The organism is Fusibacter sp. 3D3 (genome assembly GCF_001748365.1).
Lineage (GTDB): Bacteria > Bacillota > Clostridia > Peptostreptococcales > Acidaminobacteraceae > Fusibacter_A.
Genome location: NZ_BDHH01000004.1, coordinates 220,903 through 233,031, shown reverse-complemented (window position 1 = coordinate 233,031; position 12,129 = coordinate 220,903). Strand labels below are relative to the sequence as shown.

The 12,129-nt window shown below is 38.3% G+C and carries 10 protein-coding genes; 8 read left to right on the top strand and 2 right to left on the bottom strand.

Annotation, left to right across the window (positions count from 1 at the left end; all coding sequences use genetic code 11):
* Positions 1–86: 86 nt before the first annotated feature.
* The 4 genes from F3D3_RS06870 (at position 87) to F3D3_RS06855 (ending at position 4,062) form a co-directional block, all read left to right on the top strand.
* Positions 87–359 carry a sugar-binding domain-containing protein gene (locus F3D3_RS06870; protein ID WP_069872404.1) on the top strand — a complete coding sequence of 91 codons (273 nt, stop codon included), beginning with the start codon at positions 87–89 and terminating at the stop codon, positions 357–359.
* A gap of 262 nt (positions 360–621) precedes the next feature.
* Positions 622–1,095 carry an NAD(P)H-dependent oxidoreductase subunit E gene (locus F3D3_RS06865; protein ID WP_069872402.1) on the top strand — a complete coding sequence of 158 codons (474 nt, stop codon included), beginning with the start codon at positions 622–624 and terminating at the stop codon, positions 1,093–1,095.
* The gene (locus F3D3_RS06860; protein ID WP_069872401.1) at positions 1,092–2,324 is read left to right on the top strand and encodes an NADH-quinone oxidoreductase subunit F; all 1,233 of its coding nucleotides are present in this window, start codon (positions 1,092–1,094) and stop codon (positions 2,322–2,324) included. The genes F3D3_RS06865 and F3D3_RS06860 overlap by 4 nt, the downstream gene beginning before the upstream one ends.
* A gap of 19 nt (positions 2,325–2,343) precedes the next feature.
* On the top strand, positions 2,344–4,062 hold the full coding sequence (locus F3D3_RS06855) for an NADH-dependent [FeFe] hydrogenase, group A6 (RefSeq protein WP_069872400.1): 1,719 nt from the start codon (positions 2,344–2,346) through the stop codon (positions 4,060–4,062).
* Here the strand turns inward: F3D3_RS06855 and F3D3_RS06850 are convergent.
* The gene (locus F3D3_RS06850) at positions 4,052–5,002 is read right to left on the bottom strand and encodes a helix-turn-helix transcriptional regulator (protein ID WP_069872398.1); all 951 of its coding nucleotides are present in this window, start codon (positions 5,000–5,002) and stop codon (positions 4,052–4,054) included. The two genes, F3D3_RS06855 and F3D3_RS06850, sit on opposite strands and share 11 nt — an antisense overlap.
* A gap of 191 nt (positions 5,003–5,193) precedes the next feature.
* Here F3D3_RS06850 and F3D3_RS24905 point away from each other — a divergent pair, with 191 nt between their 5' ends.
* From F3D3_RS24905 to lon, 3 genes are all read left to right on the top strand, one after another.
* A complete protein-coding gene (locus F3D3_RS24905; RefSeq protein WP_255364378.1) occupies positions 5,194–5,325 on the top strand; it encodes a hypothetical protein in 132 nt (43 codons plus the stop codon).
* A gap of 250 nt (positions 5,326–5,575) precedes the next feature.
* A complete protein-coding gene (locus F3D3_RS06845) occupies positions 5,576–6,004 on the top strand; it encodes a MarR family winged helix-turn-helix transcriptional regulator (protein ID WP_069872396.1) in 429 nt (142 codons plus the stop codon).
* Between the two features lie 38 nt (positions 6,005–6,042).
* Positions 6,043–8,418 carry an endopeptidase La gene (lon, locus tag F3D3_RS06840; protein WP_069872395.1) on the top strand — a complete coding sequence of 792 codons (2,376 nt, stop codon included), beginning with the start codon at positions 6,043–6,045 and terminating at the stop codon, positions 8,416–8,418.
* A 126-nt stretch (positions 8,419–8,544) separates the two neighbouring features.
* On the opposite strand, the gene F3D3_RS06835 is transcribed toward lon, so the two are convergent.
* The gene (locus F3D3_RS06835; RefSeq protein ID WP_069872394.1) at positions 8,545–9,870 is read right to left on the bottom strand and encodes a serine dehydratase subunit alpha family protein; all 1,326 of its coding nucleotides are present in this window, start codon (positions 9,868–9,870) and stop codon (positions 8,545–8,547) included.
* 290 nt (positions 9,871–10,160) lie between these two features.
* On the opposite strand from F3D3_RS06835, the gene F3D3_RS06830 reads away from it, so the two are divergent.
* Entirely contained in the window at positions 10,161–12,005 is a 1,845-nt protein-coding gene (locus tag F3D3_RS06830; RefSeq protein WP_069872393.1) for an O-antigen ligase, read from the top strand.
* Positions 12,006–12,129: the final 124 nt, after the last annotated feature.

Here is a 12,129-nt window from a genome sequence, read left to right as displayed (position 1 = left end):
TGCTGTATCGCGTACTTCTCGTAAACGACATCATATGGTAGAGGGTTGCTCAACTTTTGGATTTTACACCCTAACCATAATTGAGTATGGCAAATAAAGTGAAAAGCGAATTGGAAGTCGACAAGCATTTAAAAATAAGTGTTTGCCGTTTTTTAGATTTAGATGTCAATGATAATGTAATTGGTATCCAGACGGACGATATCGAAAATCATAAAAATATTTTATTAGTGGCAGGCGGTCCGAGTAAGGCAAAGGCAATATATGCGGCTTTAAAAGGCGGTTATATCAATACCCTTGTCTCTGATCATGAAACTTTGGAGACTATTTTAGAATTGAATCAAAAAAATAAAAAAAAGTGAAATCAGGTAATTTAAAATTGCTTGAGCAAATTATTAACAGTGAAAAATTGGGCCAGTCAGAAAATAGATGCAAATGAATGCGTCTATTTTTTTTTTGCCAAGTAATTTCGCAAAGCATATTACAAAGGTCCCAAAATTTTGACGATTTATGTAGATTTTTTAGGGCATATATTATAATGAAGTGATGGACTGAAGTTTTCACAAAATAATTTGTTAAAAAATAAACAAAATTTGAATATCAGAATTATGGGGAGGCATCAAAATGATTGATCAAATTGTAATTGAGGGTATATTAGGTGCGTATAAATACGATGCGGTAAACTTATTACAGATATTACTCAATGTTCAATCTGTAGAAGCTGAAAATTACATCTCAGAGGAAGTAGCAACCTATATAGCACATCGAGTTCATGTCCCTCTGAGCAGAGTTTATGAAGTGGTTACTTATTATTCAGTACTTTCACATAAACCACAGGGAAAGTACATCATTCAGATTTGCAATACAACGGTTTGTAAACTCAATGGATTTAATGAAGTCCTTGAATGGTTTAAAGAGACACTTAAAGTAGACGTTGGAGAAACTACGTCAGATGGGTTGTTTACATTGAAGCTGACTTCTTGTATAGGTGCTTGTGATGTTTCGCCTGCTGTTAAGATAGGTCACAAGGTTTATGGGCATATAGATGAGGCGAAAGTTCAGCGTATTATTGATGCGTTAAGGGGGTATGCGCAATGAATTTTATCACAAAAAATTTTGGAAAATACGATGGTAAATCACTAGATGCCTATTTAAAGCTTGGTGGTTTTCAGGCACTTGAGCAGGTAATTGGGAGGGGACCACGAGTTACAATAGAAGCAATAAAAGCCTCTGGGCTGCAAGGGAGAGGTGGCGCTGAATATCCCACAGGTCGTAAAATTGAACAGGCGCGCCTTGAGACTGGAGAACGAAAATTTTTAATCTGCAATGCTGATGAAGGGGAGCCGGGTACTTTTAAGGACCGAGAACTTTTGAAAAACGACATCTATCAATTGATTGAAGGCATGATCATCGTTGCTTATTGCTCCAATGCGAAAGAAGGGGTTATCTATTGCAGGGCAGAATACGATTGGATGCATGAGTCTATTTGTGCTGCCGTTTTAAAATGCAAGGAAGCTGGTTTTTTGGGTGAAAATATTTTGGATGGTCGTTTTGATTTTGACATTTGTCTTTTTTCTGGTGCGGGCTCTTATGTGTGTGGAGAAGGATTTGCCATGTGTGAGAGCATGGAGGGGAAAAGTGGAAAACCGCGCTCTAAACCGCCTTATGTGAAACAAGAAGGCTATTTAAACTATCCAACGCTTGTCGTTAATGTGGAGACACTCTCTGCAGTGACCGCGATCTTGAAAAACGGTGTAGATCAGTTCGTAGCACTGGGTACACCGGATTGTCCTGGGACAAAGTTGGTCAGCATATCTGGAAAAGTCAATAAACCGGGCGTTTTTGAAGTGCCCTTTGGTATATCTTTCAATGAAATGATAGCACTTGCAGGGGGGATTAGAGGGGATAAAAAGATTGGTTTTATCCAAGTGGGTGGTGCCTCTGGAGGCATATTGCCACCAGAGTTGTTATCGACGCCATTTACCTATAGCGCATTAAAGTCAAAGCAAGTCAGTGTGGGTTCGGGAGCCATTGTTGTGGCGGATGAAGAGGATTCTGTCATGGATTATCTTGAAAATGTAAGTCAGTTCTTTATTCATGAAAGTTGTGGAAAGTGTGTGCCTTGCAGAGAAGGCAATCGCCAGCTTGGGATCATACTCAGTAAGTTAAAAGCTCAAACTGCCACAGCAGAGGATCTCAAAATGTATCAAAACATTCTAGAGGTGATGTCAGAAGCTTCTTTATGTGGCAGTGGCAGGACGGAACCAGTACCCTTTAAAACGGCTTATCAGTATTTTGAAGCGACATTTTTGAAACAGATCCAATAATGGACAAGGGGAGGCAACCATGAAATGCTGTAAGGTTACGATAGATGGGATGCAAGTGACAGTACCAGAGCATATGTCTATTTTAGAAGCGGCTAGGCAAGCTGGCATCTTGATTCCGACATTGTGTCATTTGAAGGATATTAATAGGATAGGCGCCTGTAGAGTATGCATTGTAGAGGTCAATGGCAGTGTACAAACGGCATGCACTTACCCTATATCAGAGGGCTTGATGATAAAGACGAATACGGCTAAGATTAGAGCACTACGCAAGACGATCTTAGAGCTGATTATTGCAAATCACAATGCAGAATGTATGATTTGTGTGAGATCACAGACTTGCGAATTGCAAAATATTGCTAAAAATTATGGCGTTTCAGAAAATAATTTTACGAAGCAGTATAACAGTGAACCGCTGGACATGTCATCCAATTCAATCGTGCGCGATCAGTCCAAATGTATTTTGTGTGGACGCTGTGTTTCCGTTTGTCAGAATATGCAGGCTGTTGGGGCACTTGGATTTATCGGAAGAAGTGTCAACATGCATGTTGGACCACCTTATGAAAAAAAGCTGGCGGAATCGATATGTATTAATTGTGGTCAGTGTATTATAAATTGTCCTGTGGGGGCGCTGAAGGAACGCGATTATATAGAGGAAGTGCAAGCTGCTATTGAGAATCCGGCAATAACAGTGCTTGTTCAAGCAGCACCGGCGGTTAGAGCAGCAATAGGTGAAATGTTCGATTTTCCAATGGGCACTTCAGTCACTGGTAAGATGGTTGCAGCGTTAAGAAGACTTGGTTTTGACCGTGTCTTTGATACAGATTTCGCGGCGGATGTGTGCATTATGGAAGAGAGTGCGGAACTGCTCAATCGGATTAAAACAGGCATGCATTTACCACTCATTACAAGTTGTTCATCAGGATGGATTCAATTGGCAGAGACCTTTTATCCAGAATTCATGCCGCATTTATCTTCTTGTAAATCGCCTCAAAATATTATGGGTGCATTATTAAAAAGTCATTATGCTGAAATAAATGGGATTGAACCTGAGCAACTCATGGTGGTCTCAATCATGCCCTGTACAGCTAAGAAATTTGAAGCAGGTAGAGAGTCGCTTGAAGTCGATGGCATTCGCGATGTGGATTACAGCTTGACCACAAGAGAACTGGGGTACATGATTAAGCAAGCGGGAATCGAATTTGCAAACCTTGCAGATGAACAGTTTGATGATTTCTATGGTGACTCAACGGGTGCGGCAGTGATCTTCGGGACCACAGGTGGCGTTATGGAGGCTGCCATAAGAACTGTTGCAGACGTTATGAACGGTACGAATATCGAAGCGGTTGACTATAAAGAGGTCAGAGGAATTCAAGGTGTGAAAGAAGCGGAAATCAAAATTACACCTGAATTTACAGCTAAAGTTGTGGTGGCGCATGGGGGGAAAAACATAAAAAGTGTTATGGAACGACTTGCTAGGGGTGAACTCAATGAATATCATATGATAGAATTCATGGCGTGTGTTGGCGGTTGCGTGAACGGAGGCGGTCAACCTATCGTAGATGCAAGAGCAAAAATGGGTATAGAGGTTAGTGCCAAACGCGCTGAAGCACTCTATCAAGAAGATGCAAATGTCCTTCGCTATAGAAAAGCGCATCAAAACCCTTCTGTGATGAGGCTTTATGAATCCTATTTAGAGGCTCCAAATAGTCAGAAAGCACAACGTTTGTTTACTCGATGAGTATACCATAGTTTTCAAGTGTAATACGTCTGTAAAGAGTGGCTAAATCGTCATTTCCAGAAATTTCAGAGAGCATAACGCTTTTCTTAAGAAGATCCAGATAATCGTTTTTCTTTAGGCGATAAGCAGAGATGCCTTTTCGATAGTAGATATTTGCAAGACCATACAAATTTTGATGTGTTCGTGAAAATGCAATGCAGTCATCCGAAACTTGGATGACTTTTTTATGTTGATTTGAAAGATGATAATTGTAAGCCAGATTGTTGTAAATTTTGATGATCAGCTTTTGTATCCGTTCCTCAAGCGCAAAGTTTTGAAGTAGATATTTTAAGCAAAACTCAAGAACTTGATTGCTCAGCGTTTCATGTTTGACATCGTAAAGAATGATGCCAAGAAACAAAAGAATTCTAATTTCAAAAAAATTGTATTTGTATTTTTGAAAGTTGAAGGGTGAAAAGTTAATTAAGGTCTTATTAAGCGCATCTTTGAGATGAGAATAGGCTTGATTGCGCTGAACAATATTGCCATCAAAATAGATTTGGAGACTGGTCAAGTAGAGTTCAAATTGTTCGAGTTCAAGCATGTTGTATAGTGTGTTGTCAAATTGATTTTGAATTTTGAAATGTGCTAACTGTGCTTTGACCTTATCTAAGTCTTCAAGCGTGTAAGCGGTGATGATTTGGTCTGTGTGCTCATATAAATCATTCAGCGTTTGATTCGTCCTATAAGAGGGGAGTAATTTAAGAAGATCTTCTTTATAGACAAGTGACATGAGCTCTAGAGTATCGTATCTAGGCAATACACTGCCATGTTCAATTTTACGCAGCGTGTCCTCGTTTAAACCGACGGTATTTTTAACTTGAGCTTGTGATATACCTTGATTTTTACGAATTTCTTTTAAGCGGTTGCCGAAATCAATCAGGTTATAAGAAGCAAACATATAAGCCTCCTGTCAAAATCCCGACTTACATCGGGGGTATCGTTTCTGATTCTAGTTTATAATAAACCTGTGATGAATACAAGATTTGTGATCATTTTTGACCAAGTAGTTTCCCGACTTATATCGGGATCATAGGTTCTGAATTCCTTATAAAATAGCATTGAAAAATACTTTTTATTGGGAGGACGGATATGAAAAAGAAAATGATTATGGCTCTATTAGCACTTACAATTTTAACGAATGCAGGTGTTGCAACGCTTTACGTTCAAAGCAATAATGAAATCTTAGTTGGTGAAAACGCAGATGTTCCAAGACTCGTATAGAGCTTAATAATGTTAAATATGGAGACCTTACAATTTTAAACTTTCCAGTACTATTTTAAGTGTCGCTATCCTTAAGAAGTCCCTTAAAATCGATGTAATAATTGATTTAAAGGGATTTTTTTTGGTGAAATCATGGGTTTGTTCAATGAATTGTAACAATTTAGACATGAAATAGATAAGAAGTGAAGGGTAAAGTGTGGTATTTTGTTAGTAAGAACCTAACTAATCAATTGAGGAAGTGGATGAAAAGATGCGTCATGAGAATAGCCTCTTAAAACTGGAGACCCTTTTAGAAGCACTAGCTGAGCTGAAAGGTCAATGTGCAGTTCAATTGATTCACGATCTAAATTCAGATCAACTGACCGTTAAACAACTTGAGTATTTGAAACTCATCGATGAATTTGAAGCAACCACAATCAGTAACTTAGCAGAGATTTTAGATTTAAAAAAGCCGACGGTGACTGAGACCGTTCATAAACTTCAAAAACTAGATTGTGTCATGAAACATCAGTGTTCTATGGATGGGCGTATTTATTATATTACCCTGACGGATAAAGGGGAAAAACTAGCGCGATTGGATCAGAGGAGTTACAATTACTTGGTTGAAAAAATTGCGGAGAGGTTAGAAACAGAGGAAATTGAGCTGTTAATTTTATTACTTGAAAAGTTGACGATATGAGCTGAACACATAGAGAAATAAGGAGAGGAGGCTTTCATATGAGAAAAGAAGAAATTAATAAGAGGTTAAACATACTGGGTGTGACCGATATGGTTTTGTTTAAGGGCACTGAAATAACGATTCGAATTGCAGAAGAGCCCAATAGAGATTTAGAGAAAAGCCTCATGGCGGATTCGTATTATGCACTGGGGCTCACGGTAAAAAAAGCCTCACAAAGTCACCAATACCAAATGGACGATTTTTATAAAGCAGGGGTCTTGTTAACGGTAAAAAGCGTTAAGTTGGAGCAAGGTTTTTATATTTTAGATGTTATGGCCATTGAAAAAGCAAAGGTTTCTCAATTTTTTGAACTCGAAGGGGAACTTAGAGCCACTTATGCTTTTGAAGAAGATGTTGTGGATTTAGATGAAGCAACACTTCATGAGATGCTAAAGACGATTAAAACTTTGGTTAAAGAAATAAGCGTTTATTTTAAGGGATCAGAACCGTTTGTACAGTATGTGGAAGAACTCAATAACTTGCCTTTATTGTGTGGGGTGTTGCTCCAATATATGCAAGTTAAAGTTGAGGATAAGCAAGCGGTATTTGAGACTTATAGTTATAGTGATAAAGGCATGAAGATGATTGATCTCTTGATTAAGCAAAAGGAACTCTTCGCGTTTCAGAAAGAAATTTCTGAGAAATTTTCGACTGAGGCCAATCAAAATTATAGAAAAGCTTTTTTAAGAGAACAATTAAGGGCCATTCAAGAAGAACTTAATGAAACAGAAGGGATTTCTAATAAAAAAGATTTTAGAGAACGTATAGAGACTGCTCTGATGCCAGAGGACATTAAAAAGGTCGCTTATGATGAGCTCTCTAAATTTGAAGGTTTGTCACCTCAAAGTGCGGAGAGAAATGTCGTCGTCAACTACTTGGAGTTATTATTAACGCTTCCGTGGGGAAAACACAAGGCGAAAGAAATTGATATAGAAGCCGCAAGAAAAGTGCTTGATAGTGAACACTATGGTTTAAAAGAGGTTAAAGACCGCATTATTCAACATCTTGCGGTTATGAAACTCAAAAAAGAAAAGCAAGGTTCTATTTTATTGCTCGTTGGACCTCCTGGAACAGGTAAAACAAGTTTGGGTAAGAGTATTGCAACAGCACTTGATCGCCCTTATGTGAGAATGAGTCTCGGGGGGATAAGAGATGAGGCTGAAATAAGAGGTCACAGACGGACTTATGTGGCTGCTTTACCAGGGCGGATTATCCAAGGCATGAAAAAAGCGGGTCAAACGAATCCTGTATTCATTTTAGATGAAGTGGATAAGCTCATGGTGAGCAATAGTGGTGATCCAGCAAGTGCATTGCTTGAAGTACTCGATCCAGAACAAAACAATACTTTTGCAGATCACTTTTTGGAAGTGCCGTATGATCTTTCAGATGTGTTCTTTATAGCAACTGCAAATAATTTAAGGGGTATTCCAGGACCTTTATTAGATCGAATGGAAATTATTCAGCTATCCAGTTATACCAACCAAGAGAAGTTTCATATTGCTGTGGATCACTTGGTCAGCAATGTTCTTGAAGATCATGGACTTACATCCTATCAACTTCAATACAGCGATGACGCTATTTTAAAAATTATCGATGATTATACAAGAGAAGCGGGCGTTAGAGGACTTAAACGTGAACTTGCAGGTGTTGCAAGGGTATCCACTGAAAAAATCGTTTTAGGAGAGGTGGACTTGCCACTGGTGATTGATGAGGCAAAAGTAGAAGAATTTCTTGGACGGCCAAAGGCAAGACATGATTTAATTGGCAAAAACAATGCGATCGGTGTTGTGACTGGGCTTGCATGGACGCCAGTGGGTGGCGATATCCTCTTCATTGAAGGGTCGTTTATGCCAGGAAGCGGACAGATGATTCTCACGGGACAACTGGGTGATGTAATGAAGGAATCCGCAAGGATTGCACTCAGCCTTGTGAAATCGAGATTGGCGTTCCAAACTGCAAATTTTGAATTTGCAAAAAAAGACCTTCACATTCACGTGCCTTCGGGATCCATTCAGAAGGATGGGCCATCTGCTGGTGTAGCGCTTTTTAGTGCGATTTCATCCCTGGTCTTGGGTAGAAAAGTACCCTCGGATATTGCTATGACAGGTGAGGTTACATTGCGAGGCATGGTAATGCCAGTAGGCGGCATTAAAGAAAAAATCATAGCAGCTCATCGAGCAGGTGTGAAAAAAGTTTTAATACCGACTGAAAATATGAAAGATTTAAAAGATATTCCAAGTGAAGTAACAGAGGCAATTGTGTTTAAACCAATGGATACAATAGAAGAAGTCATTAAAGAACTCTTTGATCTGGATTTGCCATCAGATCAAGTGCTACAAACACATGCTTTTGGTGAGGTTCATAATGCACTATAGGCCTCTTAAATTTTAAAATATAAGAAACCCAGCGATTAGATATTTAAAGTACCTTAAAATATCTAGATCACTGGGTTTTTTATATCATTAATCTCAAATCGCAAGAGGGGACTTAAGCGATTTGATTTAAATGGATTGAGTCAGTATTTCGGATTGCATTTGTTTCATAATGCTGAGCATGACTTCATCTGTTTTCATCATGCCTTCATTAGAGAGTATACGCAAATTATCAATAGTTCTTTCAACGGTGTCTCCGATAATGCCGTTAAAAGTGGGAACACATATGTCTGCGATGGATAGAATTGCGGATTGAACTGCTGCTTGAGCGGATGTTGCGAGTTTTAGCGAACAGCCTACTTTTGCGCCATCACAAATCATGCCGCTGGTATTGGCAAGCATGTTCTTGATCGTACTGCCAAGCTGTTCTTGTGTGGCACCCATGAGCCAAGCGAGACCAACGGATGCACCTGTACCAGCAGCCACGCCACATCCACATAAAGCGGATAATCTACCGATGGCATTTTTGATGTAACTGTTGACAATATGGCTCATGGCGATGGCTTTGGCAAGATGATCATCATCAACGGGATGGAGTTCACTATAGGCAACAATGGGGAGAATGGCGGTGAGACCATTGTTACCACTGCCATTTGAACTCATTACAGGCAAACTGACTCCGTCCATTCTTGCATCAGAAGCCCCTGCTGTTAAAATCATAGCGCGTGTGGATAGGTCGTCTGTAAGCGCTTTTGAATTTTTAAGGGTACGTCCAACTTGCATACCAGATTGATGTGTCAAACCATATTCTGCAACACTCCGATTCATGGTGGCACCTTCTATTAAAAAGGCAAGTGAATCAAGGTTCATGTGCTCAATGTTTTCGATCAGGGTTGATACTGACAAATTGAAGAGTGGATTTTCTTCAGCAGTACAGGTGTTATTGTCGATGTGATCGAGTATAACTTGTTGATCTGTCGACAAGAATACAAATTGGTTATGACGGTGCATAATGATCACTTTAGCGGTACTGGTTACCGTTTTTATGGTAACTTCAATGTCAATTTTATGAGGTGTATCTTTGATATCTAGCTTGAGTATGCCTTTGACAATAAGGTCTTTGGCGATTTGTACATCTTGATCAGTTACAGTGGAAAGCACTTTTAAATCATTTTCACTTTTACCACTTGTATAGCCGAGTGCAGCCGCAATAGCGAGCCCAACTTCTCTCGTGCCTGGAATACCTACTGCGAGTCCATTTTTATAGATATTTGGACTGACAGATACGTTAATTTCTTTAAGATCACGCATATCTTTCAAAAGTTCTTTTGCTTTTGCTACTGCCAGCGCAACGGCAACCGGTTCTGTACATCCCATTGCAGGGACGACTTCCTTTTGAAGTGTTGATAAGATCAAGTCTTGAATTGCCTTTGGATTGTTCTTAAATGTATTCATCGGTTTTCACACTCCCTTAATTGAGATTTATTACTGTTAATTATATGAGTTGCAAGGATGATGCCAATGAAATCGGTCTGTTTCTGTCTTAAAATGAGACTGAAAAGCAAATTAGGAATGCAATAAAAATAAAATTCTCAAAAAGAGACTAAAAAATCTCTTAATGAGAACCTCGATAGAAAACTTTTTAGATCTTAATAGATATTGTTGTGAATTTCTGTAAAGGCTATTAATCAATGCTTAATTATGTGATAAACTGAATTTGACAATAAACATAATAAGGAGTCCGTATGCAATCTAAAAAACAGTTTAAACAGCAATCTAAAAAGAAAAAAATAAATGACCATCCAGTTTTGGATACCTTGGTATTGGCGGTTATCATTTTTTCGATGTCTGTTATACCACTACTGGTTAGAATTATACCAGTTGAGTATCCAATGGATCAATATTCTTGGTATGTGAATCAAACAGAATTCTTTGACGTATTCGCTATGATTAAGTCAGAGGCAATCGTTTTGGCGGGGATATTGTCTTTGATGCTGATCAGTTATTATTATTGGCGTGTGATTGGGGTTAATCAATTTGTAAAAGCTTCAAATATAATGGCATCATCTTATGGGGTATTGATTATATTGTCAACGGTGTTCTCGATCTCTATGTATACATCCGTGCACGGCTTTTTAGAACGTTATGAAAACGTATTCGTGTTGTTATCCTATTTGGGTGTATTCTTACTTTGCTCTGCATTTACTTGGAAGGAGGAGCTGCTCAGAAAGGTCATATTTGCATTTTTAATTTCCAATATAGTGCTGAGTATTATCGGAATCTGTCAATACAATGGGATCGATCTCATTTTTAATGAACAAATGAAGCCCTTGATTACTTCAGGTGCTATTAAAGATCTCAATTTTGATTTGACAAAATCATTTGAGTACACGGCAATATTTCAAACCCTTTATCACAGCAATTATGTGGGCCTTTATATTGCTTTGAGCTTACCTTTATTTATGACGCTTTTTCTCTATGAGAAAAGAAAATGGCTCAAGTGGATTTATTTACTCGCTAGTTTTATGATCGTGTTCAATCTCTTTGGTTCCATTTCAAGAGGTGGTATTGTAGGCGTGATTGTGGGAGTTCCCCTATTTATCATTCTAAATTTTAAAATAATATTTAAGAAGAAGAAAACCTTTGTCGGCCTAATGCTCATCATCCTTTTGGCAGTAGTGGGCATCGAGTGGTATTCTAATGGCTTTATGATGGCTCGATTTAAACAAATTATAACCGATACCCATGCGGCCAGTGCGCTTGAAAGTATTGAACTTGGGGAGAATAACATTACAATTGGATACAATGAACAATTATTTAAAATAGATATTATAAATCATGCAAGTGATAACTGGATTCTAAAATATTATTTAGAGGATCAACCTGTTTATCCTAGTGGTATAAACTCAGAAGGGCACGCTTATTTTGATGATGAAAAGCTTAAAGATATATCGTTATTTTTGTATCCAGATAATGACGCGATGAATTTGGTCGTTTTAATTGACAACGTACCTTGGATTTTTGGATATGACGCGATGCAATTGAAATACAAAAATATATATGGAAAGTACACAGAGCTACAGGTTCCAGAAATTTTTGGATTTTCAGGTATGGAAAGATTGGGGTCTGCTAGAGGCTATATATGGTCAAGATCCTTACCAGTCATATTAAAACGACCTCTTTTAGGATCTGGGCCAGAGACGTTTGCGCTCGCCTTTCCTCAAAATGATTACGTGGGCAAATATCGCGCCTATAATACAACCAATATGCTTGTGGATAAACCACACAATTTATACATCCAGATTGCAATTTCTACTGGATTAATCTCACTGGCCATATTCTTAGCGCTTGTATTTTATAATTTTAAAAATGTGTTCAGTGTGATCAAATCTCGCAGAGTACAATTTGAATTAGAAAAGAATTATCATCAAGTCTTACTCTATGGCTTCACAGCTTCAATATTTTCGTTTTTAATCGCCTCATTTTTTTCAGATTCAAACGTCCATGTATCTATCCTATTTTGGGTGATATTAGGATTGTCATATTCGATTACACGGGTTTATAAAGAAGAAGGGGCTGTCGGGAAATGAGATAACTTGATAAAAGCTTGAAAAAAAGCAAAGATTCCTCAATAAAGGTCGTTTCAACAAACGAAATTATTTGAGGAATCTTTTTTTAAAAAAACTATTTCTGTTTTTTTCACACCTAAAATAC

What these genes read in the sequence shown, in the direction of transcription:
- F3D3_RS06855 (WP_069872400.1), top strand. Translation starts at nt 2,344, where the DNA reads ATGAAATGCTGTAAGGTTACGATAGATGGGATGCAAGTGACAGTACCA.
- F3D3_RS06845 (WP_069872396.1), top strand. Translation starts at nt 5,576, where the DNA reads ATGCGTCATGAGAATAGCCTCTTAAAACTGGAGACCCTTTTAGAAGCA.
- lon (WP_069872395.1), top strand. Translation starts at nt 6,043, where the DNA reads ATGAGAAAAGAAGAAATTAATAAGAGGTTAAACATACTGGGTGTGACC.
- F3D3_RS24905 (WP_255364378.1), top strand. Translation starts at nt 5,194, where the DNA reads ATGAAAAAGAAAATGATTATGGCTCTATTAGCACTTACAATTTTAACG.
- F3D3_RS06865 (WP_069872402.1), top strand. Translation starts at nt 622, where the DNA reads ATGATTGATCAAATTGTAATTGAGGGTATATTAGGTGCGTATAAATAC.
- F3D3_RS06860 (WP_069872401.1), top strand. Translation starts at nt 1,092, where the DNA reads ATGAATTTTATCACAAAAAATTTTGGAAAATACGATGGTAAATCACTA.
- F3D3_RS06870 (WP_069872404.1), top strand. Translation starts at nt 87, where the DNA reads ATGGCAAATAAAGTGAAAAGCGAATTGGAAGTCGACAAGCATTTAAAA.
- F3D3_RS06830 (WP_069872393.1), top strand. Translation starts at nt 10,161, where the DNA reads ATGCAATCTAAAAAACAGTTTAAACAGCAATCTAAAAAGAAAAAAATA.
- F3D3_RS06850 (WP_069872398.1), bottom strand. Translation starts at nt 5,002, where the DNA reads ATGTTTGCTTCTTATAACCTGATTGATTTCGGCAACCGCTTAAAAGAA.
- F3D3_RS06835 (WP_069872394.1), bottom strand. Translation starts at nt 9,870, where the DNA reads ATGAATACATTTAAGAACAATCCAAAGGCAATTCAAGACTTGATCTTA.